This window comes from Bradyrhizobium sp. RT6a, from assembly GCF_040547675.1.
Taxonomy (GTDB): Bacteria; Pseudomonadota; Alphaproteobacteria; order Rhizobiales; family Xanthobacteraceae; genus Bradyrhizobium.
In genome coordinates, this window is sequence record NZ_JBEPQC010000002.1 from 398538 (window position 1) to 424646 (window position 26109).

Here is a 26109-nt window from a genome sequence, read left to right on the forward strand (position 1 = left end):
GAATGACCGGACCGGAAACCCTCGACGTCGCGCGCGATGCGATCTGGACCATCGTGATCGTGTCGTCGCCACTGATGGTGGTTGGCCTCGTGGTCGGCGTCGTCGTGTCGCTGTTCCAGGCGTTGACGCAGATCCAGGAGCAGACGCTGATCTACGTGCCGAAGATCCTGGCCATCTTTGCCACCATGCTGTTGGCCCTGCCGTTCATGGCCGACGCGCTGCATTCCCACATGCTGCGGATATCGTCGCGAATCATCGGCGGCTGAGGCACAATGCGCCCGTCATGCGCATCGACGTCTCGCTGCTGCCGGCGCTTGCCGCCTCCTTCATGCTCGCCTTTGCCCGGGTCGGCGCGATGGTGATGCTGTTGCCGGGGCTGGGCGAAACCAATATCCCGACACGGATCAAACTGTCGATCGCGCTGCTGCTCACGCTGATCATCCTGCCGCTGCATCGCAACGCCTATCAGGTCGACATGGGCTCGATCGCGCCGCTGCTGGTCCTGATGCTGCATGAGATCGTGATCGGCATCGTGCTGGGGGCGACCGCGCGGGTGACCTTGTCGGCGCTGCAGGTTGCCGGTTCCGTGATTGCACAGCAGATGGGGCTGGGTTTCGTCACCTCGGTCGATCCGACGCAAGGGCAGCAGGGCGTGCTGGTCGGTAACTTCCTGACGATACTGGGGGTCACGCTGCTGTTCGCCACCGACAGCCATCATCTGGTGATCGCGGCACTGAATGACAGCTACACGATCTTCGCGCCGGGCGAGACGGTGTCGAGCGGCGATATCGCCGCGCTGGCGACGCGCGCCTTTGCCGCCGCGTTCCGCCTCGGCTTGCAACTTTCCGGCCCGTTCCTGGTGTTCGGCCTCGTCTTCAACATCGGGCTCGGCGTGCTGGCGCGGTTGATGCCGCAGATGCAGGTCTATTTCGTCGGCGTGCCGCTCTCGATCTTCGCCGGCTTCCTGGTGCTCGCCGTGGTGCTCACGGCGATGATGGGCACCTATCTCGACTATTTCATCGGTGTCATGCACCAGATGATGCCACTCAAGTGACCAGGTGATCGATGGCGGAAGACAACGATCCAGAGAGTCAAACAGAAGACCCGACGCAAAAACGTCTCGAAGAGGCGCTCGAACGCGGTGACGTCGCCAAGAGCCAGGAGATCAACACCTGGTTCATGATCGCGGGCGCCACGCTCGTCGTCTCGAGCTTCTCGGCATCGGTCGGCAGCGGGCTGTTGGCGCCGATGCGCAACCTGATCGCCAATTCCTGGATGATCAAGACCGACGGCAGGGCTCTGCTCGCCCTGATGCAGCAGATCGAAGTCGCGGTGCTGGCGGCGATGGGCGTGCCGCTGCTGATGCTGGTGCTGGCGGCAATTGCCGGTAACATGCTGCAGCACCGCCTGGTCTGGTCGGCCGAGTCCCTCAAGCCCAAGTTCAGCAAGCTGTCGCCTGCCGAAGGCCTCAAGCGCATCTTCGGCAAGCAAGCGGCGGCAAACTTCCTCAAGGGTCTCGGCAAGCTGATCGTGCTCGGCGCGGTCATGACCACGATCCTGTGGCCGGAACGGCACCGCATGGAGGCGATGGTCCGGCTCGATCCGGCCGCCATGCTCGGCGCCACCACCAGCCTGACCATTCACCTGCTCGGCGCGGTGGTTGCGGCGCTCGCGATCATCGCCATCGGCGACTACTTCTTCCAGTATCGCAGCTGGTTCCAGCGGCAGAAGATGTCGCTCCAGGAGATCAAGGAAGAGTACAAGCAATCCGAAGGCGATCCGCACATCAAGGGCAAGCTCAGGCAACTGCGCCAGCAGCGCTCCAAGAAGCGCATGATGGCTGCGGTTCCCAAGGCCTCCGTGATCATCACCAACCCGACCCACTATTCGATCGCGCTGTCCTACGAGCGCGGCATGTCTGCGCCGATCTGCGTCGCCAAGGGCGTCGACAACCTCGCTTTCAAGATCCGGGAGATCGCGCGCGAGCACGACATCCCGATCGTCGAGAACGTGCCGCTCGCCCGCGCGCTCTACGCCACCGTCGAGATCGACGAGGAAATCCCGACCGAGCACTACCATGCGGTCGCCGAAGTCATCGGCTACGTCATGCGTCTGAAGAGCGGATTTGGCGCCAGCCGGCAATAAAACCCCTGAAAAGTACTGGAAATGGCCGTAATCTGGGAATCAGCGTACCTTTCGCCCCTGCTGCCCTTGCGCCTGCGGGTCCGATTCAGGCAGGGAGGACCCTGCGCGCCCTGTAGCGCGTTGATTCTCTGCCGACAGGCTGTGCCAGCTTGAGATGACTGCCGAGACCGACCACGACCTCACACGCGAGCCCGTTGCGGCGCACGAGCCGTCGCCGCGCTCGGGCAGCATTGCGCTGGTGCTGCTGGTGGCTGCCGGCCTCGTCGCCGTCGCGGTCGGGCTGATGACGCTCGGGCGCGCGCAGGCCCAGCCCTATATTCTCGGCATCCTCGCCGTGCTGGCGATGGTCGGCCTGTTCAACCTGTTCGCCTTCGCCGCCGGCATCATCCGCTTCGTCGATCGCAATCTCGACGATCCCGTGATGGGGCGCATCGCCGACCACGCCTTCGACGGCCTCGCCGTGACCGACCCGCGCGGCCATGTGGTCTATTCCAATGCGGCCTATCTGACGCTGACCGGCGCCGCCGGCCCGCAGGACGTGCGCCCCGTGGAGCGCGTCTTCATCGGCAACCCCGACGTCTCCGAGGCGGTGTTCCGCCTGTTGAAAGCCGCGCGCGAAGGCAAGCGGCAGCAGGAAGAGGTGCGCATCTCCGGCAATGACGGCAGCCAGGGCCGCTGGCTGCGCATGCGGGTGCGGCCCCTCGGCACCGGCAAGCGCGAGACGAGATACGCAGTGTGGTCGATCGCCGACATCACCCGCGACCGCGAGCGCCAGGAGGACGTGTTCCAGGAACTCCAGCACGCGATCGAATATCTCGATCACGCGCCCTGCGGTTTCTTCTCGGTCAATCCGGCCGGGGAGCTCGCTTACGTCAACGCGACGCTGGCGAACTGGCTCGACTACGACCTCGCCGAGATCGGCTCGGGCGGGCTGAAGCTCACCGACATCGTCTCGGGCGATGGCGCTTCGCTGCTCACGGCGATCGTGGCGGTGCCGGGCGAGGTCAAGACGGAAGTCTTCGACATCGACCTGCGCATGCGCACCGGCAAGACCATGCCGGTGCGGCTCTATCACAAGCTCGCCTTCGGCGCCGACGGCGCGCCGGGCCCGTCGCGAACGCTGGTGATCAGCCGTGCCCGCGACGAGCGCAGCGATCCGGATCGCGCCGCCGAAGTGCGCTTCATGCGCTTCTTCGACCATACCCCGATGGCGATCGCCACCGTCGACCGCGGCGGCAACGTCGTGCGCGCCAATGCGCGCTACGCCAAGCTCGGGCAGGCGCTGGGGCTCGATAGCGCCAGCAAGTCGATCTTCCGCGCGGTCAATTCGCGCGACCGGCACCTTTTGATCGCGGCCATCAATCAGGCCGCGGAGGGCCAAGCCGACGTCGCGCCGGTCGAAGTGGCGCTCGAAGGAACCAAAGAGCGCTGGGGCCAGTTCTTCGTTACGCCGGTGGACGCGGCCGAGAACGATGCGGAAGTCGCCATCGTGCACATGCTCGAGACCACCGAGCGGCGCGCGCTGGAAAACCAGATCAACCAGTCGCAAAAGATGGAGACGGTCGGCCAGCTCGCCGGCGGCATCGCCCACGACTTCAACAACGTGCTCTCCGCCATCATGATGGCGAACGACTTCCTGCTGAACGCGCACAAGCCGACCGACCCGTCGTTCCAGGATATCATGCAGATCAAGCAGAACGCGACGCGGGCCGCCACGCTGGTGCGGCAGTTGCTGGCGTTCTCGCGGCGGCAGACGCTGCGGCCGCAGGTGCTCGACCTCGGCGATGCGCTCTCCGATCTCGCCATGCTGCTGCGCCGCCTGATCGGCGAGAAGGTCAAGCACGAGACCATCCACGGCCGCGATCTCTGGCCGGTCAAGGTCGACGTCTCCCAGTTCGAGCAGGTCATCGTCAACCTCGCGGTCAACGCGCGCGACGCCATGCCCGACGGCGGCAAGCTGATCATCCGCACCGCCAACGTCACCACCGAGGAAGCGGCCAGGCTGGCCTACAAGGGCATGCCGGCCGCGGATTATGTGCGGATCGAGGTCGCCGACACCGGTACCGGCATCCCCGCCGACATCCGCGACAAGATCTTCGAGCCGTTCTTCTCGACCAAGGAAGTCGGCAAGGGCACCGGCCTCGGGCTCTCCACCGTCTACGGCATCGTCAAGCAGACCGGCGGATTCATTTACGTGGACTCGGAGCCGGGGCAGGGCACCTCGTTCCACATCTTCCTGCCGCGCCATCATGCCGAGCCGGAGGTGCAGGTCGAGCAGCCGGCGCCGGTCGTTGGCGCCAGCAATGGTGCCGCGAAGGACGCCGGGTCCGCGGCGGACGCCAAGCCCCGCACCGATCTCACTGGACAGGGCACCATCCTCCTGGTCGAGGACGAAGAGGGCCTGCGCGCGCTCAACGCACGCGGTCTGCGCTCTCGCGGCTACACCGTGGTCGAGGCCGAGAACGGCGTCGAGGCGCTGGAGGTGCTGGAAGAACAGAGCGGCGGAATCGATCTCGTCGTGTCCGACGTCGTGATGCCGGAGATGGACGGCCCGACACTGCTCAAGGCGATGCGCGAGAAGAACCCCGACATCAAGTTCATCTTCGTCTCCGGCTACGCCGAAGACGCGTTCGAGAAGAGCCTGCCCGAAGGCCAGCAGTTCGACTTCCTGCCCAAGCCGTTCACGCTCAGCCAGCTTGTTGCGGCCGTGAAGGAGACGATGGCGAAGGCTGGGTGAGGGCCTCAACGGAATGACGACGGCAAAGCGGAATTCCTGTCGCCAAACCGACCGGTAACCCGCGACCGCGGCTCCTTTGCACACCCGGCCAAGCCGCCGCCAAATATGGGCTTTTGCCACATCCCCGCGACTGAGGGCCGCAGCCATAAGTTCCGATAGTGGCTTCCTTTTTACGGAAGGCTGCCCATCTTAGGGACACGTCCCCATGCCGGGGATCTGGGAAACGAACATGAATTTCTCGCAACGCTCCCGCAGCATCTTCAAGACGATTGCCGTCGTGCTGGCGCTTGCGCTGCCGACTGCGCTGGCGATCTCGTCCGTCGACGCGCGCGTCGGTGGCGGCATGTCGTCGGGTTCGCGCGGTTCGCGCACCTATTCGGCCCCGCCATCGACCACGACCGCGCCGGGCTCGACCTCGCAGTTCAATCGGACCTACACCCAGCCGGGCGCAGGCATGAATTCGGCTGCCGCCGCACCCGCGCGCGGCGGCCTGTTCGGCCGCGCCGGCGGCTTCATGGGTGGCCTCGCGGCCGGCTTCCTCGGCGCGGGCCTGCTCGGGATGCTGTTCGGCGGTGGCCTGTTCGGCGGTCTTGGCGGCATGTCGTCGATCATCGGCCTGATCATCCAGATCGTGCTCGTGGTGCTCGTGGTTCGGCTGGCGATGTCCTGGTGGCAGCGCCGCCACACCCCGCAGGCGGCCTATGCCAACGCTGAAGCCGGTGCCGGTCCGGGACCGCAGGCGAACAACCGTAGTGGCCTTGGTGGCGGTCTTGGCGGCGGCTTCGGCTTCGGCGCCAACAACGCACCGCTCGAGATCAAGCCGGACGACTATGAGGCGTTCGAGCGCCTGCTCGGCGACGTCCAGTCCGCCTGGTCCAACGAGGACGTGGCCAAGCTGCACACGCTCGCGACGCCGGAAATGGTCTCCTATTTCGAGCAGGACCTCGGCCAGAACCGCGCGCGGAACGTCGTCAACAAGGTCAGCGATGTGAAGCTGTTGCAGGGCGACCTCGCGGAATCCTGGCGCGAAGGCGAGACCGATTATGCGACGGTGGCGCTGCGCTTCGCGCTCACCGACAAGACGCTCGACCGCAATACCGGCGCAATTGTCGCCGGCAGCGAGCAGCCGGGCGAGGCCACCGAAGTCTGGACCTTTGCCCGACGTCCGGGCGGCGCCTGGGAACTGTCGGCGATCCAGCAGACCAACTGATCGCGCGTATAGCGACAAACGAGGGCGTCGTGCTTCGGCACGGCGCCCTTTTTGTTTGAGCGGCGCGTTTCCGGTCAGGCGGCCATTTGGGCGAAGCACTTAATTGCTTGTTGGCCGCGCAGAGCTGCCGCAATTTCGCGCCTGCCGGTCGGATGAGGAGATATTCCGTGAGCCAGTGTGTCGCGCGCCTCAGGACAAACTACGAAGGCATTGCCAGGAGTTCGTCCGTGCTGCTGGAGGCGATCGGAACGGCGTATGACCGGATCGTGGCCGAGCGCGACCGCAATTGCTGGATCTATCTTCGCCCGCGGCAGGAGGCACTCGAAGAATGCCATAAGCTGGTGGCGCGCGCGCGGACGGGCGAAAATCTTCCGCTGCTCGGCATTCCCTTTGGCGTGAAGGACAATATCGACGTCGCGGGAATGCCGACCACTGCCGCATGTCCGGCGTTCAGCTATACGCCTTGGCATTCCGCGCATAGCGTCGAACGCCTCATCGCGGCCGGCGCAATTTGCCTCGGAAAGACCAATCTCGATCAGTTCGCCACAGGCCTATCCGGCGTGCGCTCGCCCCATGGCCCCTGCGCGTCGGTTGCCGATGCGCGCTATGTTGCGGGCGGCTCCAGTTCCGGGTCCGCGGTCGCCGTGGCGGCCGGGCACGTCGCCTTTGCGCTCGGCACCGATACCGGCGGCTCGGGGCGCATACCTGCCGGGTTCAACAACATCGTCGGAATCAAGCCGACCGTTGGGCTGGTGTCATCACGTGGCCTGGTGCCGAATTGTCCGACGATCGATTGCGTGTCGGTATTCTGCAATACGGTCAGCGACGGCGAAGCGATTCTCGACATCATCGAAGGGTTTGATTTCGAAGATCCCTACAGCCGCCAGCCCAGAATTGTTTTCCCCGCCAACGGGGCGGCGGCATCATTCCGGTTCGGCCGCGTTGCGCCAGCGGATCTCGAATGCTTCGGCATGTCGGAATGCGGCGAACTTTACGAGAGCGCCTGCGAGCGTTTTTCTCATATCGGAGGAACGGCGATCGAGGTGGACTTCGCCCCATTCCGCCAGGCCGGGGAGTTGATGTTCAGCGGTCCCTGGGTCGCGGAGAGGCACTCTGCCATCGCTTCGCTCATCGACGTCCAATCCGGCTCCTTGCTTGATGTCACGAGGAGCGTGCTGGACTCAGCCGCCGGCTATTCGGCGATCGACACGTTTGGTGCCATTCACCGGCTGCACCGGCTTCGCCGCGACGCCGAAGCAATCTTTGCCGGCATCGATGCCCTGGTGGTTCCGACTGCACCGCGGCCGTTCACACTGGAGGAGATGCATCGTGATCCGATCACCCTCAACAATCGTCTGGGCTACTACTCGTACTTTGCCAATCTACTCGATCTCTGCGGCGTCGCCGTTCCGAATGCGAAATTGCCAAACGGCATGCCCATGGGCGTGACCCTGCTGGCGCCGGCCTGGCACGATCGCGCGCTGATCGGACTGGCGCGGCGGTTCGAGGCCGGCGCAGACGGAGCGGCGTTCGAATTAAAGTCTGGCGGCTAAAGGGCCGACATTATCCCATCGCCTGCCCGAGCGTAGAAACATCCAGAATCGAAATCACGGATCTTTCGTATCTGATCACGCCTTCGTCCTGGAGCCGCGCGAGTTGCACGGTCACCCATTGGCGGGTGGATCCGATGAGGTTGGCGAGATCCCCGTGGGTAAACGGTATGCCGACGACGATCTCACCGTCGCGCTTTACGCCGTAGACGTGAGACAGGAAGATCAGCAAGCTGTGCAGCCGCTCGGTGACCGAGCGCGTCCCAAGCATCTGAGCCATTGCCGAATAGCATCGCGCCTTGAATGCGAGGGCATCCAGCAAGGCGACGGCGATTGCCGGCGATTCAAGCGCAAGCCGCCGCAACGCCAGTCCGGGCATGAACGTCAAGCGGCTGCGCTCGGCCGCAACCGATGTCCACATGTGCGGGCCCGTCCCGAATATGTCGGGCCCGCCGACGAAGTTGCCGGGAAACCAATAGGCGAGCGTGACTTCGCGCCCCGACGGTGCCGCATAGTAGCTGCGTATGCGGCCCTCGCTGATCAGGTAGATTCCGGCCTGCGCGTCGCCCTGAGACCAAACCAGTTGGCCGGCTTCCAGGATCTTTTCGCGTCCGATCGCACGCAACCGGTTGCAATCAGCCCGGTTGAGACCATCCAGCAAGCCGGGCAGCGGTCTGACGAGATCGTCCGACTCCGCGAGCATCACACCTGCCGCAATCGCGCTGTTCGCCCTGTGCATGGCCGGCTCCGCATGTGAGACCCGGCATCGACTATTCAAGAACCATGCCAGCCCGCTGCGGTCCGCCTCAGACCCGAGGGCTCCGGGTCATCAGTCCGCGTCCGACTGATTGAACGCCCGCAACCCTTCTGCGCGGATGACGTCGAGACAATCCTTCTTGAGCGAAAGATAAGCTGGCTCGACCATGACAGAACTCGACCGTGGGCGCGGCAGCTTGACCGCGACTTCGCGCAGGATGCGGCCGGGTCCCGCGCTCATGATGAGAACGCGGTCGGCCAGCACGATGGCTTCATCGATGTCATGCGTCACGAATACGATTGTCGCCTTGATCCGGTCGCGCAACGCCAGCAGATTGTCCTGCATCACCGCACGGGTCTGTGCGTCGAGCGCCCCGAAGGGCTCGTCCATCAGCAGCACACGGGGCTGATTGGCCAACGCTCGCGCGATCGCCACGCGCTGTTGCATGCCGCCGGACAGCGTGTTCGGATAAGCGTCGGCGAAACGCTTGAGGCCGACCATCGCGATCAAATCGTCGGCGATGGCATACGCTTCCGTCGTGGACTTCCCGAGCATCCTGGGACCGTGGGCGATGTTGCTGCGGACGGACTTCCAGGGGAAGAGATGCGGCTGCTGGAACACCATGCCGACATCGGGACGCGGACTGTAGACGGGCGCGCCCTCGACCAGGATCTCGCCTTCGAACGGCACTTCCAGCCCGGCGATCGTATTGAGCACCGTCGACTTGCCGCAGCCGGAGGGACCGGCGATGCAAACGAACTCGCCAGGTGCCACGTCAAACGAAACGCGATCGACCGCGATGATCTGCCCGCGCTTGGTGTCGAAAACGATGCTCAGGTTCGAGACTTGAATGGCCGGTTGTTTCCGCGCCGATTCGACGGAGGCAGGCGAACTTGCCAGCGCCAGGTTCATGCCCGATCGAGATCCCGACATCAGCGCCACCAGACGATACGTTCGGCAAGAGCCGCAAACAGCCGGTCGGCGATGAACGAAATCAACCCGAGCGCTGCGAGCCCGCCCATGACCTGGCCCGTTTGCAAATTCTGCTGCGCGATCTCGATCCTGTAGACAATGCCGGCGAAAGCGCCGGCCAGTTCAGCCGCGACAAGCGTGTAGAAGGAGATGCTGACGGCGGTGCGCAACCCGACCACAATGTAGGGAAGCGCGCCCAGCAGGACGATCTCCTGCAGCATCTGCCGTCGGGGCGTGCCGAGCATCAACGCCGCCCGAATCAGGCCACGGTCGACCTTCTGCACGCCGATGTGAGTCGAAAGCCATACCGTAAAGAATACGCCCCATACGACGAGGAACAATTTTCCCGCCTCCGACAGGCCGAACCAGAGAATGACGATCGGCACGAACGCAATCGGCGGAATAGGTCGCAAGATATGGAATAGCGGGGACAGCAAGCTCGAGATAAGGGGGAATTGGCCGGTGAGGACACCGAGGAGGATGCCGAGCGCGCCGCCTATGATGAATCCCGTCGTGACGCGAAAGAGGCTGGCCAACAGATCGCTAAAGAACTGTCCGCTTCGTATCCATTCAAGCACCGCCGCAGCAACCACCGTCGGCGGCGGAAACAGCACCATGTTGACGGTCCCGGAACGGGAGACCAGTTCCCAGAGCCCAATGAACAAGGGAAGCGAAAGCGCCCCGACCAGAATATTGAGGCGGCGAAGCCGAACCGAATTCGGCCGCCGAGCGCGACCGCCAGTGCGGATGGCAATATCGCGTTCCGCTGAAGTGGCTTCCTGCATGGCCGCGCGGGTGGCTATTTCCATGACAGGGTGACGCGTGCGGGATCGACCTTTTTCAGTGGCTCGGTGACGACGACCTTGCTGAAGTCGGGCATCGCCGCTCCCGGAGGATGGTTGCCGCTCTCAAGGCGCCATGCGGAATGGGTCTTCAGAATCTCGATCAACCGGTCGTCGAGACGCACCCGGTAAACATAGTCGGCCCAGATGGGAGCGAGTTCGTCCCGCTTCATTCCAACCGCGTCCGCCACTGTCGTGATTGCTTCATCCGGCTGTGCTTTCATCCAGATCTCGGCATCGATCAGTGCGGCGATGAATTTCTCGACCAGCACTGGGTTGGCGTCCAGATAGGGCTTCATGACGACGATATTGAACGTCTCGGAGTAGGTGCCCTTTGTATCCACCTCAGCGACGGCTTCGCCCAGGGCCTTCTTCGCGTTGGCCACGTGGGGCTCCCAGGTGTCGATCGCGTCGATGCTTCCGGCGGCAAGTGCCGGCAGCATCTCCTGCGGCCGCAGATTGACGAGGGTGACATCCTTGGGCGTCAATCCCGCCGACTTCAGCAAGGTCGCCGTGTAAACCTCGCTACCGGTGCCGGCAGTGAAGGCGATTCGCTTGCCGCGAAGATCTGCCCTGGTCTTGACGCCGGCCTTGGCCGCGACGAGCGTCTTGAGATCGGAATATTCCATCCCGGCGACGAAGGCGATGGGCTGGTTTGCCATCGTGGATGCGGTGACCGGCGCCTCCGCCGTGGTCGCGATGTCGGCACCGCCCCCGATCACGGTGTCCAGGCACTGCTTGCCGGACGTGAAGTTCGAAACCGTGATGTCCAGTCCGTGCTTTTCGAAGATTCCCTTCGACTTGGCGATGATCGCAAGGCCGGAGATCGGTGCGAGATTTTGCGCCAGCCGGGCTTTGAGCAGTTCCGCGGCCAAGGCGCAGTTCGGACCCAGGGCAAGACCGACGGCAAGGCAGCAAAGGGTGGCGCGGCCGGCAATTGTCGTGATTGGGCGGATGGTGGTCCGGTGCATGAACGATCTCCCCTTGCGCCGCGCGCTACGCAGCCCCGATGTGATCGCGGATACCGCCCTGAACGGTCCCGCCACAGTCCCCCGCGTCCTCCCCTGGACGATCACTTGAGGATCGGCCCATTTGGTATGCTCGCCCGGCACCATTGTCCCGGGAAGCAATTAATCGACATGGCAGTCGGGAAGCGGCTGGGAATCGTCGGCGATCCCGCCGACCAACTGATCGCAGACGACATGAAAAAACCAGGGCATCGTGCTTCTTGCACGGGGCCTTTTTCTTTTGGGCGTCTCGCATCGCGGCATCGGAATAAGCGGGCCTGCGTCGGGTTGAAATCTGGCGGCCAACGACAACACAAATGGAGGACAGGATGATCCGCATTGAGAGAACCGTGACGATTTCAGGCCTCGCGCTCGCTGCGGCCTTGCTTGCGGCGCCATCGGCGCAGGCGCAGTCGGCGAACATGACGTTCTTCGTGACTTCCAGCGGTCCTGGCAAAGGCGCTGATCTCGGCGGTCTGGAGGGGGCCGATGCGCAGTGCCAGAAGCTGGCCCTGGCCGGCGGCGCCGGCAGTAAGACCTGGCGCGCCTATCTCTCCACGCAGGCCGCCGACGGCAAGCCGGCCGTCAACGCGCGCGACCGCATCGGCAAGGGACCGTGGCAGAACGCCAAGGGCGTGGAAATCGCCAAGGACGTGGCCGATTTGCACAGCGCCAACAAGATCAGCAAGGAGACAGCGCTGACCGAGAAGGGCGAGATTGTAAACGGCTATGGCGACCAGCCTAACCGGCACGACATTCTCACGGGATCGCAGTCCGACGGCACCGCGTTTGCGGGTCCCGACGACCGCACCTGCAAAAACTGGACGTCGAGTACGCAAGGCGCGGCGATGCTCGGCCACTCCGACATCAACGGCCCTGCGACCAACCCGACGGTCAAATCCTGGAACACCGCACACCCCTCGCGCGGACCCGATGGCGGCTGCTCGCAGGCCGATCTGAAGAGCACCGGCGGCGACGGCTTGCTCTATTGCTTCGCATCGAATTGAGGCTTCCGTCATTGCGAGGAGCGCAGCGACGAAGCAATCCAGAGTCCCTCCAGGGTGACAGTCTGGATTGCTTCGCTGCGCTCGCAATGACGGAGCGTGTGGTGCCGCCCTTCCGCCCCATCCTGACGGAACCTTGTCGCGCGTGATAGATTGGTCCTGTCGCTTCCACGCTCACGGACCCTTCCATGAAATACGAGCTCTATTATTGGCCCGAGATCCAGGGCCGCGGTGAATATGTGCGGCTGGCGCTGGAGGAGGCGGGCGCGGCATACGTCGACATGGCGCGTGGCCCACGCGGCACAGCCGCGATGATGAAGATGATGGATGCGCACAAGGGCACGCCGCCCTTTGCACCGCCGTTCCTCAAAGCCGGCAAGCTCGTCATCGGCCAGACCGCGAACATCCTGCTCTATCTCGGCGCCCGCCACGCCCTCGCCCCGAAGTCGGAAGCGGGTCAACTCTGGGTGCATCAGCTCCAGCTGACGATCACCGATTTCGTGGTCGAGATTCACGACACCCATCACCCGCTCGGGCCCTCGCTCTACTACGAAGATCAGAAACCGCCGGCAAAGAAGCGCACCGCCGACTTCTGGGGCGAGCGCGTGCCGAAATATCTCGGCTATTTCGAGCACCTCCTTCAGGACAATGGCGGCGCCTATGTCACCGGCCGCAAGCTGACCTATGTCGATCTCTCGCTGTTCCAGCTCGTCGCGGGACTACGCTATGCGTTTCCGAAGCGGATGAAGGCGTTCGAGACAGATATCCCGGCCCTCGTCGGCATGCACGACCGCGTGTCGGCGCGCCCGAACATCAAGGCTTATCTCGAAAGCGAGCGCCGTATTCCCTTCAACGAGCAGGGCATCTTCCGCCGCTACCGCGAGTTGGATGGCTAGAGCGCCTGCGAACGCTTCGGCCGACGTCAGTCGATCGGAGGAAACGCTTTCCGCGAATTACAGAGTGATGCGCGCGCTCACCAGACGCCAGGCAGCAGGCGATAGCGCACGCGCGTCACATAGTCGGCATAGCCCGGCAGGCCCTCGCGCAGCGTGCGCTCCTCGATGTGAATGCGGATCGCAAACAAGACGAGGAACAGCGGCACCATCAGAAATCCCCACCATGAGCCCAGAAGCAGCGGCACGCCGGCGAAGAACAGGATCATGCCGCTGTACATGGGATGGCGCACATGGGCATAGGGCCCCGTCGAGATCACGCGCTGCGCGCGCTCGGCTTGCAGCTTCACCACGGGCGCCGCGAACGAGTTCTCGCGGAAGACCCAGAGGATGAACAGCGTCGAGAGCAGGAACAGGAAGAGGCCGAGCATCTGCAGCGCCATCGGCATATCGGAGGACAGCGTACGCCGGTCGAGCCCCATCGCCGCCAGCCAGACTAGCATCGCGACGACGAAGACGGTCATGAACATCTTGTCGGCGGCGGGCTGATCCTTTTGCAGGAACGGCCGCAGACGTTCCGCGAGCAGCGCGGGATCGACCCGGTAAAGCCACCAGCCGCAGAGCGGGCCGAGCACGGCGGAGGTCGCGAGGAACCCCCAGGCCGACGGCCAATGCAGGGTGCCGGCGGACGCGAACAGCAGCGCGCCCATGGCGGCGGTGGTGATCGTGCTCTGCAACAGCAGTCTTGCGATCATGCGCAGATCTCAGAGTAGCCGCGCACGATATTGGTCCCGCTATTCGGCAAAGATGCGGCTGGACACGCGAAAAGCCCGATCGACCGGATCGGGCATTTCATCTTCGACGCGGCGGATCAGGCGAGCTGATCGATCCGCGTACCCTGACCCGGCGGCAGCGGCGCAGGCGGCGGCGGCTTATAGGTCGGATCGTTGTCCTTGGTCTTGATCTGATCGTCCTGCTGCTTGGTCGTGTCGTAGCTCGGCACCACGATCGCGATCGGCGGCGGCGAAACGGTAGAAACGCTCATCCACAAATCCTCACATATGGAAACAATTGACCCTGCGCCGCGAGACGCGAAATTTCCTTCAAGCCAATCGTTAAAATGCGAGGGATCCGGTGCGGTAGAGGAGGCCGCTTTCGTGTCGTCACAAGCGCTGTTTCCGCGAGAGGACAGACCTCTCCTCGTCATTGCGAGCGCAGCGAAGCAGTCCAGTCGGTCTCCGCGGAGGGATTCTGGATTGCTTCGCTACGCTCGCAATGACGGAGTATGTGGAAAGAGGGGGGCGCCCCGCCTATTCGTCCTTGCCGCGCGTGATCGCGATGGACGCATCCGTCTTGGTGCGGGTGCATTCCATGTTCAGACGCCGGTAACGCATGCTGATCTTGTCGCCGCGCAAGAGCCCCATCCGCTTCAGGCAGCGTGTCGCGCCCGTCGTCGTATCGTCCTTGGTCACGGTGAAGACGATCGCTGCCGTCGACCCCACCAGCGCCAGGAACTCCGGCTTGGGCTTGCGATCGCCCTTGGCATAGAGCTCGATCGAATATTTGTCGCCACGGCAAGCCACGGACAATTCCTTGGCCGCGGGGTGGGTGAGGTAGACCACGTTGGCGGCGCGGAAATTCACTTTGAGTCTATCGACCTGGTTCGCCAGTTCCTTGGCGCTGTCGTCGCAGCGGTCGGCGCGCGCGGGCGCGGCGAGGGTCACAAGGCCGGTGATGGCGGCGGCGACCAGGATCGCGCCGCGGACGTGCAAGTTCAATGTCATGATGAAGAGCCCCTTAGCGGGCGCATTCAACCGTCGTCCCGCGCGTAGCGCAAGGGGTGCACCCAGGGTCTTCACTGGCATCATGAGGGCCTCGTGTCCGCCGACAACCGCCGAAGATAGCTCGCGTGTCGCCGAATCGGGATGCCCCGACCGCACCAGAGCGCCTTCCCTTTGCGGCAAAAAAGCTTAGAACGCTTCTATGAAAGGGGCCCATGCGAGGGCTCCAAAACCCCGAGATTCCAGCCCATGAACGCTCCCACCGCCTTCCCCGATCCCGCAAAGCCTGTTCCGCCCTACAGGCACACGCCGCTGTTTCCGCTGGGCAAGGACGAGACGCCCTACAAGAAGGTCACGACCGAGGGCGTGCGGGTCGAGAAGGTCTTGGGCCGGGACATGCTGGTGGTGTCGCGTGAGGCGCTGCGGGCCCTGTCGGAAGCGGCCTTTGGCGACATCAACCACTATTTGCGGCCGGGTCATCTGAAGCAGCTCCGCGCGATCCTGGAGGACGGCGAGGCCAGCCCGAACGACAAGTTCGTCGCGCTGGACTTCCTGAAGAACGCCAACATCGCTGCCGGCGGCGTGCTGCCGATGTGCCAGGACACCGGCACCGCGATCATCATGGGCAAGAAAGGCTGCAACGTCATCACCGACGGTGACGACGAGGCGGCGCTGTCGGAAGGCGCGCGCGATGCTTACCTCCGCCGCAATTTGCGCTACTCGCAGGTTGCGCCCTTGTCGATGTACGAGGAGAAGAACACCGCCAACAACATGCCGGCGCAGTGCGAGATCTATGCCGAAGGTGATGATGCCTACAAGTTCATGTTCATGGCGAAGGGCGGCGGTTCCGCCAACAAGAGTTTTCTATTCCAGGCAACGCCTTCGGTGCTGACCAAGGACCGGCTGCTCGCCTTCCTCAAGGAGAAGGTCTTGACGCTGGGGACCGCGGCGTGCCCGCCCTATCACCTCGCCATCGTGATCGGTGGCACCTCGGCCGAGCTCTGCATGAAGACGGTGAAGCTCGCTTCGGCCCGCTATCTCGACGCGCTGCCGACACACGGCTCGCCCGACGGCAACGCGTTCCGCGATCTCGATATGGAGCAGGAAATCCTGAAGATGACGCAGTCGCTCGGTGTCGGCGCGCAGTTCGGCGGAAAATACTTCTGCCACGACGTCCGCGTGATCCGCATGCCGCGTCATGGCGCCTCGCTCCCGATCGGGCTTGGCGTGTCGTGCTCGGCCGATCGCCAGGTGCTCGGCAAGATCACCAAGGACGGCGTCTACCTGGAAGAGCTCGAGCACAACCCGGCGCAATATCTGCCTGAGGTCGAGCAGTCGCTGGGCGACGAGGTCGTCAAGATCGACCTCAACCAGCCGATGAAGGATATCCTGGCGACGTTCTCGAAGTACCCGACCAAGACGCGGGTCTCGATGACCGGCACCATGATCGTTGCGCGGGATTCCGCGCATGCCAAGCTGCGCGAGCGGCTCGACAAGGGCGAGCCGCTGCCGGACTATTTCAAGAACCATCCGGTCTATTACGCAGGGCCCGCCAAGACGCCCGAGGGCTACGCCTCCGGTGCGTTCGGCCCGACCACCGCGGGCCGCATGGATTCCTTCGTCGATCAGTTCCAGGCCGCCGGCGGCTCGATGGTGATGGTCGCCAAGGGCAATCGGGCGCCGGCCGTGCGTGAGGCCTGCAAGAAATATGGCGGCTTCTATCTCGGCTCGATCGGCGGCGCCGCGGCCAATCTTGCCGAGCACTGCATCAAGAAGGTCGAGGTGCTCGAATATCCCGAGCTCGGCATGGAAGCGATCTGGCGCATTGAGGTCGTCGACTTCCCGGCGTTCATCATCATCGACGATAAGGGCAACGACTTCTTCAAGGAGTTGAACTTGGGCTGAGAGAGTTCATCTCTCGACTCGTCATGGCCGGGCTTGTCCCGGTCATCCACGGCCTTCCGGGATCGCGAAGAGGCGTGGATCACCGGGACGAGCCCGGTGATGACGCCTGTGTGCGAGGCGAGCCAGCGCCCATATTTCGAAGCGCGCACTCATTCGCTCAACTGCAATTCGTGACCTGGTTGGAGCACAGGCCGCGCCACCAGCCGCGGACGCCGTCCTCGCTTTCGACGAGGCCCCAGAGGCCGCTGCAAGCAAAGATGTGCTTCGGGCCGCCATCGGTGTCGATGGGGCCGCCGAGCTCGCGCTGGGCCGGCATCCACTTCGCATCGACGAAAGGCGCCTGGAATAGGCCGCCCATGCGTGTCGCGCCATTGGCGTAGGACGCGCCGACCTTGTTGGAGGCGACCCAGCCGCGTCCGGCATAGGGCTTTGGCGCGCTACGCGGATATTTCTTGTCGTCCTCGTAGTCCTTGCCCGGCGGCTTGGCGCCTTCGATCAGAAACCAGCCGTTCTTGAAGCCGATGATGCGGAATTCGGTGAGCCAGCCGCCATCGGGCGTGTTCTCGCTGCCGCCGAGCTTGAGCCGGTAGGGTGGTGGAAGCGTGCCGAGCACACGCGCCTTGACCGATGGTTCGGCACGCACGTTGAGGCCATTGGGATCCTTGTCCACGGACCAGGCGCCGAGATCGCAGGGCTCGGTGCCGTCGGGGAGCGTTGACCGCTTGGCGACGAGTTCGGCGTGCAGCTTTGCGAACTCAGTGTCGTCGTTGTCAGGATCCGGCCCATTACGCGGCTTCAATTCGACCGAAACTGCGCGTGTCGCATCCGGCGTCAGCGCGACCACGAGAGCCTGGCGCGCAGCGAACACGCTTGCAGGTGACTTGGGATCGTTCGACGAGGTCGGATAAACGGCGAGGTAGCCCGTCGACCCTTCGGTTCGATAGGCCGTGCCGGCGACATAGCCTGCCGGTATCATGGCGAGCGCGCTTGCCCGCCACGGCGGTTCGGCATCGTCCGCGCGCGCCGCTTGTGTCGCGACACACAGGATCGTCGCCGCGATGAGACGGAGCGCTCGCATCGGTGCGGCGCGGGCTTACGCGCGCGTGCCGGTGAACGGGAAGCTGCCCATCGGGCCGATGCCCATCTCCCCGCTCATGCTGTCGCCGGAAACGGTTCCGATGAACTCGAGCGTCAACGGCATCGGATTGGTGATCGAGACCTTCCAGTTGACGGCATCGCCGCTGACGGTGCCGTCGAAAATCTCCGCGGTATTGCCTTCCGCACCCTGCGTACCCGTAAGCGTGCCGCCCGCGGCAGTCAGGCTCAGCGTCGCCTTGCGCTCGCCCATGGGCGTCGTCATGGTCAGAGTCCAGTTGCCGTCCACGGCCATTCGCGTCTCCCATATCCCGGCGGACCGCGACGATCCGCGGACCAGTCCCGGCCGAGCGTATAGCGCAACTCGCCGCTCGCGCCTAACGCTCCGTTGGAGGCATTTAGGCGCGGGCGGCGGCACGCCGTCGGCTGGTGACGATGAGGCGGAGCACGACATATTGCACGGCGAAGGCGACGATCTTGGCGCCGCCCGCGACGACCGTGATGTAGAACGCCCACAGCTTCAGATCGCCTGTGGAGGCGACGGCGATCATTCCGGCGCCGATCACGAACATCAGCGCCGCCCAGGCATAGCCCGCTGCCGTCACATATTCCGGAACGGTCTCGACGACGATCGGCGGCATGTAGCGCAGCATCCAGCCGCGCTTGAGCATGATGGCGCCGATCGCGAAATGCGCGATCGAGGGCTTTGCGAGCATGAAGCGGGGATCGTTGGTGAGCAGCGTGACCGTGCCGAGCACGACGACGAGTGCGACGCTCGCATAGGTCATGTAATTCAGCTGCTGCCCCTTGACGCGCGCGTAAATCACCTGCGCGATCGCTCCGGCAATTGCCACCGACGTTGCCAGGACGACGTTGTCGGTAACGAGGTAGATGACCAGGAAGACGATGGCGGAGAAGAGGTCGGAGGCGAGGCGGGCGAATACGTCCTTCATCGTCGGTCCTGTTCAGCGGGAGTTGGGCATTGCGCTGGCCGGCGCACCGTACTTGATCTGCCGATATTCGGGATACCATTTTGTGAAGTAGATCGCGCTGTTGCGGGCGGCGAAGGCGACCGCAAGGCTCGACCAGAGCGGCAGGCCGGGGACGTAGAGCAGCACGAGATTGGCGGCCGCCATCAGCAGCGCAGCCGCAGTCCATGCGCCGGTGATGACGTAGTTGGCATAGAGAAAGCCGGGCATTGCCGCGGTCTCGGCCGGCACGGATTCGAGGGCGTATTGCAGCGTGAAGGGGCGGCGGACCAGCATCGAGCCGAGCGAGATGACGAAGATGCCGATGTCGATCGACAGCTTGACACCGAGCGTCCCGAGCGCGGGGTTGAACAGTGCGAGGTGGAGGCCGATTGCGGCGAATAGCAGCGCCGAGCCCACGGCCAGGATCTTCACCGAGCGGCCGCGCACGACATCGATCGCGACGGTGGCGAGACAGATTGCCGACGCCGCGAACACGCTGATCGTGGCTGATGTCATCAGCATCAGGAAGGTGAAGGCGCCGTAGGGCGCGAGGATCAGGAAAATCACCATGGTCCGCCTCGGTCAGGCTTTATCTTTACGGTGTAAAGATCAATAAGTTAGGAGCGAGGCGGGGTCAAGCAAAATCTTTACAGTGTCAAAATGACGTAGGCGACTTCCAAAAATTGAGTGACTGCAACGGCTTGGGCGGCCATCTCGTCGAAGAATCCGGCCCAGGGCAGGTGCGACAGGACGGGTAACGCGCAGGCGGCCGAGAGGACGAAGGCGAGCAGGATGCCGCCGTTGAAGATGGTTTGGCCGCTCCGCCGCGGCCGGATCATCTGAAGTGTGAGCGCGGCGCAGATCAGGACGAGGACGACGAGATAGTCCGCGATGAGCGAAGACATATGCATGAGAGACCTTTTGATGACATCCTCGATGACGACGAACAGCTACTGCGCGCCGACCCAATTGCCGTGAAAGCCATCGGGCACGCGATGGCCGAGCTGCACCAGCGCGACGGGGCCGGCCTCGACATCTCCAGCGTTGAACACGGCGAGGTCGCTGCGGTTCTCCCGCGCGCGCCACACCACCGCCAGCAGCCAGCCATCGCCTTCCGCGGCATCCTTCGACCGTTCGACGAACACTGGCTCGGAAATAGTGTCGCCGGCCGGCAGCAGATAATGGCCGAGGCGCTTGCCATTGCCGTCGACATGGACGACGCCGGATAGCGCGCCGAACATCGGAAGCCGTGGATTGGCGCAGGCGTACCAGCCGTGACGGCTCTTCAATCCGGCGCGGCGGGCGTCGATGCGCGGGAACTCGCCGGTGAGATCGTCGAGATAGGTCTGCTGGAAGCGGTCGGTGTCGCCTGAGAGATCGAACGTCCAGCGGCAATGGCGGGCGCGCGACTTCTCCGGATCGGTCGGCCGACCGTCGGGATGCGTAAATAGTGGTGCTTCCTCGAACTGCATGACGTCGGCGATGATGCGGTTGCCGTCCTCCCACGCATTCATGACGTGGAAGACGTAACAGGCTTCAGCGCGAAACCAGACGATGTCCTTCGCCGTGCCGTTGCGTTTCATCGCGCCGACATAGGCGCCCTTGTCCGGCTCCCAGGCATAGGGCGGCCGCCCGCTCATCGCGCGCTCCATGCTGCCGGTGATGGGCAGGATCGGAAACAGCACATGGTTCTCGGTGACGATGAAGTCGTGCACCATGCTGGCATAGGGCGCCTCGAAACGTTCGAAGCGTGTCGCCTTGCCGGACGCGTCTATCGAGCCGTAGGAGAGGGCGGGCGTTAGCGGTCCCGCGGCATTGTAGCCGAAGAACACCAGCTCGCCCGTCACGGGATCGATCTTGGGATGCGCGGTAAAACTGCCGGCGACGCGGCTCTGATAATTGTGATAGCCGCGCGTTGCGAGCGTGCCCGGCTCGATCTCGGTCGGCAGATGAGCTTCTTCCAGCGCCAGCAGCTTGCCGGCATGGAAGATGATGTTGGTATTCGCGACGCCGCTGTCGGTGAGGTCTTGCGGCGCATCCGGCAGCTTGCGGCCAAAGCCGCCGAACAGCGCGCGGCCGGCATCGTGCTCGGCCAGCCATTTCGGCGTGCGGATCCAGCGGTTGCGATAGCTGGCGCGCCCGTTCTCGAGCTGAAAGGCGTGCAGCATGCCGTCGCCGACGAACCAGTGCGCGCCAGGCGAGTTGAACTGCGGGTTGGGACCATTGCGATACAGCGTGCCGTTCAGCTCGCGTGGCAATTCACCGATGATTTTCAGGAAGGCCGCGTCGGCCTCGAATGAAATCGGACCGAGGTTATGGCGGCGTTCGGCAACGGCGTCCTGCTGCACGGCGTATCCCTCTTCATCTTTACATCGTAAAGATCGATTAGCCGTACGAGGAGTGCTGGTCAAGTGAAATCTTTACACTGTCAATATTGCGTCCTATAGCTGCCCCATGGGCAAGAGCGAAATCAGGACAGCAACCGCGCGCGGTGCGCGCACCCCAAAGAAGGCGAGCGCGCCGGCGCGTCCCGCGCCACGGCCGGCGCGCGTCAAGGCCGAGGCGCCCTATCACCACGGAGCGCTACGCGAGGCGCTGCTCCAGGCTGCCGAACGAGTACTGGAGCGTGACGGGCTCGCCGGCCTGACATTGCGCGCGGTGGCGCGCGAGGCGGGCGTCTCGCATGCCGCGCCCACCCATCATTTCGGTGACCTCACCGGGCTTCTCAGTGAGCTCGCGGCGGTCGGCTTCCGCCAGTTCAATGCGGCGATGGCGTCGTCCTCCAACGCCGCCACCACCCCGCTCGAGCACGCGCTGGCGCGGCCGAAAGCCTATGTCGCCTACGCCCAGGCTCATCCCGGCATGTACGGCATCATGTTCCGCACCGAGTGGCTCGACTATTCCAGGCCGTCGCTGCACGAGGCCGCCGAGGCGTCCTTCGCGGGGCTTGCCAATGCCGTCGGCATGATGCGGCAGGAGCAGATCCGCGGCGACGCGCTGACGCTCCAACAGGGCGCCGCGATCGCGCGCGCCTGGTCGATGGTGCACGGTTTTACCATGCTGCTGCTCGATGGGCGGCTTGAGGATATTCTGGGCCGGGTGCCCGAGGGGACGACTCCCGAACGCCTGCTCGAAGCGATGCTGATGTCGCCCGTGACGGGGAAGCCGCCGGGTCCCTGATTCAGTCGGTCTCAACGCAACCCCAGCCATGATGCGGCGTTGACGCCGCATGGCAAGAGCACCCCGCGCCCCCTGGAAACGTCAAAATCCGCGCAAGCGCGCCGGCAAGGCGTCCAAGCACCTCACGCCCGCGCAGAAATCGGCGGCCAAGGCGACTGCCCGCCGCGCCGGGCGCCGCTATCCCAACCTCGTGGACAACATGCGCATGGCAGCGAAGAAAACGTCCAAGGCCAAAGCTTCAAAGAAAAAATCCGCGAAGAAGTCGCCCAAGCGCAAGGTTACAAAGAAGGTCGCAACGAAGAAGGCTGCAAAGACGTCGCGCTAACACCGCACCAAGACGGAAGCCTAGCGCATCGTCGCCAGCTCGACCGCGCGGCCCCGTGCGCCGATGATCTTCACCTCATCCTTGCCGCAGGTAAAGCTGCGGGCGAACTCGTCCGCGGCGTTGCGCGCCAGCTCATTGGCGTTCGGGTTGGCGATCGCGTCGACATAGGCGACGTGGCAGACGGGGCCAGGTGGCAGCCGGGTCACGATCAGCATGGCCTTGGTATTCGGCCGCCCCTGCTTGTCGGGATCGGTGCCGTCGGCGATGTGCCAGCGCTGGATGATCGCAAACGGTCTGGCGGCCGCGGTGCGCCATTCGACGGTGGTCTCGGACGAGTTGAACGGAGCGAACCAGACATTTGCCGCCGGTTCCTCGGCCGCGGCCTTGCGATTGCGGCCGACGGAGACGACCTCGCGAAGATCATCCTCGGCGATCAGGACCACGAGGCCATCCTTGCCCTTGCAGACCCGCGTGGTGCTGCCGTCGAGCTCGCTGGGCTTGCCGATCTGGCGGCAATCCTTCGACGCCGTCGAGGTATATTGGCTGCCCACGGATTGGGCGTCGGCGCGGTCGAGACCGCTGCACATCAGCAACATGGCCAACAGCAATATGGCCAAGCCTGCGGTGGTGATGCGGAACATGACGACGCCTTTGATCGAACGGGAACTCCGTACCATCAGACGTCTTGATTGTGGGCAAGGTTCAAACAGGGTCGACAGACACCTGACAGCGGCGCGGAATCGTTCTAGAAGAGCGGCTTCGCTTGGCTCTTTCAGCCTCGTTCGCGTCCTCGTTTTTCGTGATCATGCCAGCCACCTCTTCGAACAAACCTTATCGCGTCGGCCGCTCGAAAACCGGGCTCGGCCTCTTCGCAACCAAGCCGATCAAGAAGGGCACCCGGATCATCCGTTATTACGGACCGATCCTGGACTCCCGGATTCCCGAGCACGACGACATCGAGAACAAATACCTGTTCGAGCTCAACGGCCGCTGGACCATCGACGGCTCGGTGCGCAAGAACCTCGCGCGCTACATCAACCATTCGTGCCGGCCCAACGCCGAATCCGACGTCCGGCCGCGCGAGCGGAAGGTCTTCATCCGTGCCATCAAGAACATCGAGCCGGGCGACGAGATCAATTACGACTACGGCACCGATTATTTCAAAGCCTACCTGAAGCCGATCGGCTGCAAGTGCGAATCTTGCGAGAAGAAGCGCAAGAAGCTGCGCGCCGAGGCGCGGACCGAACGCGCCAAGGTGAAGGCGCGCACGGAGCGCAAGGCCGAGAAGGCTGGCGCCAAAGGCGCCAAAAAGAAGAAGCTCAATGGCCATGCCGTTGGCAAGGCGAAAGGCCGCGCGCGGGCCTAGCTAGCACTTGCGCGGCCGGCTCCGTTGTCGTGCTCTTGTCAAGCTCCGACAGCCAGCACACTCCCGCTCCTGCGCAATCCCACATATTGCAGTTCGGCAAACACGCCGGTCGCGATCGCCTGTGCCACGACCATGAGCTCGCCGGCAAGATTCGGCGACACCGCGCCGGAGAGCAGCAGCGCGATGCTGCCGAGCGTCCAGGCCGCGTTGCCGACCACGACCAGTAGCACGAGCGGCTTTGCCACGGAGGCGCGTGAAGCGAGCCAGCCGACGAGTGCGGTGTAGGCGATCAGGAACAGGCCCGTCGCGCGCAGCAGCGCTTCGGGCAGGTTGAACAGTGACGCGAACGCGCCGGCGCCGAAAGTGAAGCCGAGAGCGGCGACGCCGCTGAAGATCGCGTCGGCAAGAAGCGCGCGGCGAAGGAAGGTGGATGCGTCGATCATCGTGGTCTCCATGGTTGGGGTGGGCTCGGGAATAAACTCAGTGCCATCCGCGCCACCAGACGCGGAGCAGGCGGGCGATGCGGAACGGGCAGAGGCTCCTGCCGACGCTGTGCTCGAAGGCAGTGACCTGCGCGACGACATAGTCGCCGGTCGAATGCACCAGCGGCTCCGGCATGTTGAGGCTGCGCGCCAGCATCCGGGTTGCGAGCGCCATGGCCCAGGGGACAAGGTGGTCTGTGACGGTCCGGTAGAGCAGCAGTGCGATCATGGTCGTCTCCTGTTACGACCGAAGATGCGCCGGCCCGAGGCCCAATTCGATTACCTCTGACGTAATGGAAGCGCCGAAATCTGCGTGCTAGGTTTTCGACCATGAACGCACATGCATCCACGGCACAGGCCGAACGCAGCCAACCGGTCCATATCGGCGACCATTTGCGCGAATGGCGGCAGCGCCGCCGCATGAGCCAGCTCGATCTCGCCGGCGAGGCCGAAATCTCGGCGCGGCATTTGAGCTTCGTCGAGACCGGCCGTGCCGCACCCTCGCGCGACATGGTGCTCAGACTCGCCGAGCGCCTCGACGTGCCGTTGCGCGAACGCAACGTGTTGCTGGTCGCCGCCGGCTATGCCCCGGCCTTTCCGCAGCGCCCGCTGGAGGATCCCGCCTTGAAATCAGCCCGCCAGGCGATCGACCTCGTCCTCAGGGCGCACGAGCCCAATCCGGCGCTGGCCTATGACCGGCACTGGAATCTGGTCTCGGCCAACCGCATGCTGGCGCCGCTGCTTGCCGGCATTCCGCAGCGGCTGCTCGGCCAGACCCTCAACGTGCTGCGGCTCGCCTTCCATCCCGAGGCGCTGGCGCCGCGAACGGTCAATCTCGCGGAATGGTGCGGACATCTCTTGGAGCGGCTGCACCGGCAATGCGAGGCGACCGCAGATCCCGAGCTGATCAAGCTGTACAACGACCTGAAGAGCTATCCGATCCCGGCGCGCGCAGCGCCGCTGTCGAGCGACAATGTCGCGATCCCCTTCAAGCTGCGCCACGACGGCGAGATCCTAAGTTTCTTCTCCACCACCATGGTGTTCGGCACGCCCGTCGACATCACGCTGTCGGAGCTGGCTCTGGAAACCTTCTTCCCGGCCGACGAGCGCACCGCCGAGCGGCTCCGACAAATGGCAGCAGCCATGAGCTAGCGGCCTTGCCTCAGCATGGGTTCGGCTTATCTTTGGGCACAACCCGCAACGCCCGAAGGAGGCGCTCATGAGCACCCTAAAGCCGCTCCAGATCGACGTCGTTTCCGACGTGGTATGCCCCTGGTGCTATATCGGCAAGCACCGGATCGAGAGCGCGCTGGCGCTGGTGCCTGACGTTCCGGTCAAGCTCAATTTCCGTCCCTTCTTCCTCAATCCCTGGGTGCCGTCCGAGGGCATCAGCCGGGAGGAGTATCTCACCAAGAAGTTCGGCTCGGTCGAGGCCTATAAGGGCATTGCGGGGCGCGTCGTTGCGGCCGCGGGCGAGGAGGGGCTCGTCTACCGGCCCGAGCTTGTCGCGCGTCAGCCCAACACCACCGACTGCCACCGCCTGATCCTCTGGGCCGAGGCGATCGGCAAGGCGCCCGAAATGAAGCAGCGCCTGATGGAGCTCTACTTCCGCGACGGCGGCGACCTCACTGATGTGAACGTGCTGGTGCAGGCGGCTGCCGATGTCGGCCTAGATGCCGACGACGTGCGCAGGCGCCTCGCCACCGACGAGGACGTCGCGCGCGTATCGGCGGACGCGCAGGAAGCCGCCGAGAAGGGCATCTCCGGCGTGCCGACCTACGTGTTTGCGCAAAAATACGCCGTCTCCGGCGCGCAGGATCCCAACATGCTCGCGCGCGCCATCCGCGAGGTCTCGGCGGAGATCAACGCCCAGGCGGCGGAGTAGGA

Annotated in this window: 30 protein-coding genes; 14 read left to right on the forward strand and 16 right to left on the reverse strand. The window is 64.2% G+C overall.

What is annotated here, in order from left to right; all coding sequences use genetic code 11:
- The first annotated feature begins 2 nt into the window (after positions 1 to 2).
- From fliQ to atzF, 6 genes are all read left to right on the forward strand, one after another.
- Positions 3 to 266 carry a flagellar biosynthesis protein FliQ gene (fliQ, locus tag ABIC03_RS11600; RefSeq protein ID WP_007612284.1) on the forward strand — a complete coding sequence of 88 codons (264 nt, stop codon included), beginning with the start codon at positions 3 to 5 and terminating at the stop codon, positions 264 to 266.
- Positions 267 to 283: 17 nt separating this feature from the next.
- Positions 284 to 1054, forward strand: coding sequence for a flagellar biosynthetic protein FliR (gene fliR, locus ABIC03_RS11605; protein WP_275170013.1), 771 nt, complete (start codon positions 284 to 286; stop codon positions 1052 to 1054).
- Positions 1055 to 1065: 11 nt separating this feature from the next.
- Entirely contained in the window at positions 1066 to 2145 is a 1080-nt protein-coding gene (gene flhB, locus ABIC03_RS11610; protein WP_354058153.1) for a flagellar biosynthesis protein FlhB, read from the forward strand.
- 154 nt (positions 2146 to 2299) lie between these two features.
- Positions 2300 to 4882 (forward strand): cell cycle histidine kinase CckA, encoded by a 2583-nt coding sequence (cckA, locus tag ABIC03_RS11615; protein ID WP_354058155.1) that lies wholly within the window; start codon positions 2300 to 2302, stop codon positions 4880 to 4882.
- Between the two features lie 205 nt (positions 4883 to 5087).
- The gene (locus ABIC03_RS11620) at positions 5088 to 6092 is read left to right on the forward strand and encodes a Tim44 domain-containing protein (protein WP_354058157.1); all 1005 of its coding nucleotides are present in this window, start codon (positions 5088 to 5090) and stop codon (positions 6090 to 6092) included.
- Positions 6093 to 6259: 167 nt separating this feature from the next.
- Positions 6260 to 7645, forward strand: coding sequence for an allophanate hydrolase (gene atzF / locus ABIC03_RS11625; RefSeq protein ID WP_354058159.1), 1386 nt, complete (start codon positions 6260 to 6262; stop codon positions 7643 to 7645).
- 10 nt (positions 7646 to 7655) lie between these two features.
- Here atzF and ABIC03_RS11630 read toward each other — a convergent pair whose 3' ends face one another.
- The 4 genes from ABIC03_RS11630 to ABIC03_RS11645 form a co-directional block, all read right to left on the reverse strand.
- The gene (locus ABIC03_RS11630; RefSeq protein ID WP_007612272.1) at positions 7656 to 8381 is read right to left on the reverse strand and encodes a Crp/Fnr family transcriptional regulator; all 726 of its coding nucleotides are present in this window, start codon (positions 8379 to 8381) and stop codon (positions 7656 to 7658) included.
- A 90-nt stretch (positions 8382 to 8471) separates the two neighbouring features.
- Complete coding sequence (locus ABIC03_RS11635) at positions 8472 to 9311, reverse strand: ABC transporter ATP-binding protein (RefSeq protein WP_354059617.1); 840 nt, start codon at positions 9309 to 9311, stop codon at positions 8472 to 8474.
- Positions 9312 to 9331: 20 nt separating this feature from the next.
- Complete coding sequence (locus ABIC03_RS11640; RefSeq protein WP_354058163.1) at positions 9332 to 10180, reverse strand: ABC transporter permease; 849 nt, start codon at positions 10178 to 10180, stop codon at positions 9332 to 9334.
- Complete coding sequence (locus tag ABIC03_RS11645) at positions 10171 to 11184, reverse strand: NrtA/SsuA/CpmA family ABC transporter substrate-binding protein (RefSeq protein ID WP_275170020.1); 1014 nt, start codon at positions 11182 to 11184, stop codon at positions 10171 to 10173. The genes ABIC03_RS11640 and ABIC03_RS11645 overlap by 10 nt, the downstream gene beginning before the upstream one ends.
- 365 nt (positions 11185 to 11549) lie before the next feature.
- Between ABIC03_RS11645 and ABIC03_RS11650 the strand changes: the two genes are divergently transcribed.
- The gene (locus ABIC03_RS11650; RefSeq protein ID WP_275170021.1) at positions 11550 to 12227 is read left to right on the forward strand and encodes a lectin; all 678 of its coding nucleotides are present in this window, start codon (positions 11550 to 11552) and stop codon (positions 12225 to 12227) included.
- A gap of 185 nt (positions 12228 to 12412) precedes the next feature.
- Positions 12413 to 13120: a glutathione S-transferase gene (locus tag ABIC03_RS11655; protein WP_275170022.1), complete on the forward strand. Its 708-nt coding sequence runs from the start codon at positions 12413 to 12415 to the stop codon at positions 13118 to 13120.
- 77 nt (positions 13121 to 13197) lie between these two features.
- Here ABIC03_RS11655 and ABIC03_RS11660 read toward each other — a convergent pair whose 3' ends face one another.
- The 3 genes from ABIC03_RS11660 to ABIC03_RS11670 all read right to left on the reverse strand — a co-directional run bounded on the left by ABIC03_RS11660 (position 13198) and on the right by ABIC03_RS11670 (position 14901).
- On the reverse strand, positions 13198 to 13872 hold the full coding sequence (locus ABIC03_RS11660) for a methyltransferase family protein (RefSeq protein ID WP_354058166.1): 675 nt from the start codon (positions 13870 to 13872) through the stop codon (positions 13198 to 13200).
- 116 nt (positions 13873 to 13988) lie between these two features.
- A complete protein-coding gene (locus ABIC03_RS11665) occupies positions 13989 to 14162 on the reverse strand; it encodes a hypothetical protein (protein ID WP_007612258.1) in 174 nt (57 codons plus the stop codon).
- 265 nt (positions 14163 to 14427) lie between these two features.
- Complete coding sequence (locus ABIC03_RS11670; protein ID WP_354058168.1) at positions 14428 to 14901, reverse strand: hypothetical protein; 474 nt, start codon at positions 14899 to 14901, stop codon at positions 14428 to 14430.
- 246 nt (positions 14902 to 15147) lie between these two features.
- On the opposite strand from ABIC03_RS11670, the gene ABIC03_RS11675 reads away from it, so the two are divergent.
- Positions 15148 to 16803: a fumarate hydratase gene (locus tag ABIC03_RS11675; RefSeq protein WP_354058171.1), complete on the forward strand. Its 1656-nt coding sequence runs from the start codon at positions 15148 to 15150 to the stop codon at positions 16801 to 16803.
- 157 nt (positions 16804 to 16960) lie between these two features.
- On the opposite strand, the gene ABIC03_RS11680 is transcribed toward ABIC03_RS11675, so the two are convergent.
- The 6 genes from ABIC03_RS11680 to ABIC03_RS11705 form a co-directional block, all read right to left on the reverse strand.
- Positions 16961 to 17881, reverse strand: coding sequence for an SH3 domain-containing protein (locus ABIC03_RS11680; protein ID WP_354058173.1), 921 nt, complete (start codon positions 17879 to 17881; stop codon positions 16961 to 16963).
- A 15-nt stretch (positions 17882 to 17896) separates the two neighbouring features.
- Positions 17897 to 18193 carry a hypothetical protein gene (locus ABIC03_RS11685; protein ID WP_247497827.1) on the reverse strand — a complete coding sequence of 99 codons (297 nt, stop codon included), beginning with the start codon at positions 18191 to 18193 and terminating at the stop codon, positions 17897 to 17899.
- A gap of 103 nt (positions 18194 to 18296) precedes the next feature.
- Positions 18297 to 18851, reverse strand: coding sequence for an inner membrane-spanning protein YciB (locus tag ABIC03_RS11690; protein ID WP_275170027.1), 555 nt, complete (start codon positions 18849 to 18851; stop codon positions 18297 to 18299).
- Between the two features lie 12 nt (positions 18852 to 18863).
- Positions 18864 to 19439 (reverse strand): hypothetical protein, encoded by a 576-nt coding sequence (locus ABIC03_RS11695; RefSeq protein ID WP_354058176.1) that lies wholly within the window; start codon positions 19437 to 19439, stop codon positions 18864 to 18866.
- 77 nt (positions 19440 to 19516) lie between these two features.
- Positions 19517 to 19780 carry a hypothetical protein gene (locus ABIC03_RS11700; protein ID WP_354058178.1) on the reverse strand — a complete coding sequence of 88 codons (264 nt, stop codon included), beginning with the start codon at positions 19778 to 19780 and terminating at the stop codon, positions 19517 to 19519.
- Between the two features lie 39 nt (positions 19781 to 19819).
- A complete protein-coding gene (locus ABIC03_RS11705) occupies positions 19820 to 21217 on the reverse strand; it encodes a carotenoid oxygenase family protein (RefSeq protein WP_354058180.1) in 1398 nt (465 codons plus the stop codon).
- A gap of 106 nt (positions 21218 to 21323) precedes the next feature.
- On the opposite strand from ABIC03_RS11705, the gene ABIC03_RS11710 reads away from it, so the two are divergent.
- Together ABIC03_RS11710 and ABIC03_RS11715 are read left to right on the forward strand one after the other, a co-directional pair.
- Complete coding sequence (locus ABIC03_RS11710) at positions 21324 to 22049, forward strand: TetR/AcrR family transcriptional regulator (RefSeq protein WP_354058182.1); 726 nt, start codon at positions 21324 to 21326, stop codon at positions 22047 to 22049.
- Positions 22050 to 22098: 49 nt separating this feature from the next.
- Positions 22099 to 22374 (forward strand): hypothetical protein, encoded by a 276-nt coding sequence (locus ABIC03_RS11715; protein ID WP_354058184.1) that lies wholly within the window; start codon positions 22099 to 22101, stop codon positions 22372 to 22374.
- A 20-nt stretch (positions 22375 to 22394) separates the two neighbouring features.
- Here ABIC03_RS11715 and ABIC03_RS11720 read toward each other — a convergent pair whose 3' ends face one another.
- Positions 22395 to 23015 (reverse strand): hypothetical protein, encoded by a 621-nt coding sequence (locus ABIC03_RS11720; RefSeq protein WP_354059619.1) that lies wholly within the window; start codon positions 23013 to 23015, stop codon positions 22395 to 22397.
- Positions 23016 to 23179: 164 nt separating this feature from the next.
- Here ABIC03_RS11720 and ABIC03_RS11725 point away from each other — a divergent pair, with 164 nt between their 5' ends.
- Positions 23180 to 23740, forward strand: coding sequence for an SET domain-containing protein (locus tag ABIC03_RS11725; RefSeq protein WP_354059621.1), 561 nt, complete (start codon positions 23180 to 23182; stop codon positions 23738 to 23740).
- 38 nt (positions 23741 to 23778) lie between these two features.
- Here the strand turns inward: ABIC03_RS11725 and ABIC03_RS11730 are convergent, their stop codons facing one another.
- Complete coding sequence (locus ABIC03_RS11730; RefSeq protein ID WP_354058185.1) at positions 23779 to 24183, reverse strand: hypothetical protein; 405 nt, start codon at positions 24181 to 24183, stop codon at positions 23779 to 23781.
- Positions 24184 to 24220: 37 nt separating this feature from the next.
- Positions 24221 to 24451: a hypothetical protein gene (locus tag ABIC03_RS11735; protein ID WP_354058187.1), complete on the reverse strand. Its 231-nt coding sequence runs from the start codon at positions 24449 to 24451 to the stop codon at positions 24221 to 24223.
- Positions 24452 to 24552: 101 nt separating this feature from the next.
- Here ABIC03_RS11735 and ABIC03_RS11740 point away from each other — a divergent pair, with 101 nt between their 5' ends.
- On the forward strand, positions 24553 to 25374 hold the full coding sequence (locus ABIC03_RS11740) for a helix-turn-helix domain-containing protein (protein WP_354058189.1): 822 nt from the start codon (positions 24553 to 24555) through the stop codon (positions 25372 to 25374).
- A 67-nt stretch (positions 25375 to 25441) separates the two neighbouring features.
- Positions 25442 to 26107, forward strand: a complete 666-nt coding sequence (locus ABIC03_RS11745; protein WP_275170035.1) for a DsbA family oxidoreductase — start codon at positions 25442 to 25444, stop codon at positions 26105 to 26107.
- The last annotated feature ends 2 nt before the right edge of the window (positions 26108 to 26109 follow it).

What these genes read in the sequence shown, in the direction of transcription:
- fliQ (WP_007612284.1), top strand. Translation starts at nt 3, where the DNA reads ATGACCGGACCGGAAACCCTCGACGTCGCGCGCGATGCGATCTGGACC.
- fliR (WP_275170013.1), top strand. Translation starts at nt 284, where the DNA reads ATGCGCATCGACGTCTCGCTGCTGCCGGCGCTTGCCGCCTCCTTCATG.
- flhB (WP_354058153.1), top strand. Translation starts at nt 1,066, where the DNA reads ATGGCGGAAGACAACGATCCAGAGAGTCAAACAGAAGACCCGACGCAA.
- cckA (WP_354058155.1), top strand. Translation starts at nt 2,300, where the DNA reads ATGACTGCCGAGACCGACCACGACCTCACACGCGAGCCCGTTGCGGCG.
- ABIC03_RS11620 (WP_354058157.1), top strand. Translation starts at nt 5,088, where the DNA reads ATGCCGGGGATCTGGGAAACGAACATGAATTTCTCGCAACGCTCCCGC.
- ABIC03_RS11630 (WP_007612272.1), bottom strand. Translation starts at nt 8,381, where the DNA reads ATGCACAGGGCGAACAGCGCGATTGCGGCAGGTGTGATGCTCGCGGAG.
- ABIC03_RS11635 (WP_354059617.1), bottom strand. Translation starts at nt 9,311, where the DNA reads ATGAACCTGGCGCTGGCAAGTTCGCCTGCCTCCGTCGAATCGGCGCGG.
- ABIC03_RS11640 (WP_354058163.1), bottom strand. Translation starts at nt 10,180, where the DNA reads ATGGAAATAGCCACCCGCGCGGCCATGCAGGAAGCCACTTCAGCGGAA.
- ABIC03_RS11645 (WP_275170020.1), bottom strand. Translation starts at nt 11,184, where the DNA reads ATGCACCGGACCACCATCCGCCCAATCACGACAATTGCCGGCCGCGCC.
- ABIC03_RS11650 (WP_275170021.1), top strand. Translation starts at nt 11,550, where the DNA reads ATGATCCGCATTGAGAGAACCGTGACGATTTCAGGCCTCGCGCTCGCT.
- ABIC03_RS11655 (WP_275170022.1), top strand. Translation starts at nt 12,413, where the DNA reads ATGAAATACGAGCTCTATTATTGGCCCGAGATCCAGGGCCGCGGTGAA.
- ABIC03_RS11660 (WP_354058166.1), bottom strand. Translation starts at nt 13,872, where the DNA reads ATGATCGCAAGACTGCTGTTGCAGAGCACGATCACCACCGCCGCCATG.
- ABIC03_RS11665 (WP_007612258.1), bottom strand. Translation starts at nt 14,162, where the DNA reads ATGAGCGTTTCTACCGTTTCGCCGCCGCCGATCGCGATCGTGGTGCCG.
- ABIC03_RS11670 (WP_354058168.1), bottom strand. Translation starts at nt 14,901, where the DNA reads ATGACATTGAACTTGCACGTCCGCGGCGCGATCCTGGTCGCCGCCGCC.
- ABIC03_RS11675 (WP_354058171.1), top strand. Translation starts at nt 15,148, where the DNA reads ATGAACGCTCCCACCGCCTTCCCCGATCCCGCAAAGCCTGTTCCGCCC.
- ABIC03_RS11680 (WP_354058173.1), bottom strand. Translation starts at nt 17,881, where the DNA reads ATGCGAGCGCTCCGTCTCATCGCGGCGACGATCCTGTGTGTCGCGACA.
- ABIC03_RS11685 (WP_247497827.1), bottom strand. Translation starts at nt 18,193, where the DNA reads ATGGCCGTGGACGGCAACTGGACTCTGACCATGACGACGCCCATGGGC.
- ABIC03_RS11690 (WP_275170027.1), bottom strand. Translation starts at nt 18,851, where the DNA reads ATGAAGGACGTATTCGCCCGCCTCGCCTCCGACCTCTTCTCCGCCATC.
- ABIC03_RS11695 (WP_354058176.1), bottom strand. Translation starts at nt 19,439, where the DNA reads ATGGTGATTTTCCTGATCCTCGCGCCCTACGGCGCCTTCACCTTCCTG.
- ABIC03_RS11700 (WP_354058178.1), bottom strand. Translation starts at nt 19,780, where the DNA reads ATGCATATGTCTTCGCTCATCGCGGACTATCTCGTCGTCCTCGTCCTG.
- ABIC03_RS11710 (WP_354058182.1), top strand. Translation starts at nt 21,324, where the DNA reads ATGGGCAAGAGCGAAATCAGGACAGCAACCGCGCGCGGTGCGCGCACC.
- ABIC03_RS11715 (WP_354058184.1), top strand. Translation starts at nt 22,099, where the DNA reads ATGGCAAGAGCACCCCGCGCCCCCTGGAAACGTCAAAATCCGCGCAAG.
- ABIC03_RS11720 (WP_354059619.1), bottom strand. Translation starts at nt 23,015, where the DNA reads ATGTTCCGCATCACCACCGCAGGCTTGGCCATATTGCTGTTGGCCATG.
- ABIC03_RS11725 (WP_354059621.1), top strand. Translation starts at nt 23,180, where the DNA reads ATGCCAGCCACCTCTTCGAACAAACCTTATCGCGTCGGCCGCTCGAAA.
- ABIC03_RS11730 (WP_354058185.1), bottom strand. Translation starts at nt 24,183, where the DNA reads ATGATCGACGCATCCACCTTCCTTCGCCGCGCGCTTCTTGCCGACGCG.
- ABIC03_RS11735 (WP_354058187.1), bottom strand. Translation starts at nt 24,451, where the DNA reads ATGATCGCACTGCTGCTCTACCGGACCGTCACAGACCACCTTGTCCCC.
- ABIC03_RS11740 (WP_354058189.1), top strand. Translation starts at nt 24,553, where the DNA reads ATGAACGCACATGCATCCACGGCACAGGCCGAACGCAGCCAACCGGTC.
- ABIC03_RS11745 (WP_275170035.1), top strand. Translation starts at nt 25,442, where the DNA reads ATGAGCACCCTAAAGCCGCTCCAGATCGACGTCGTTTCCGACGTGGTA.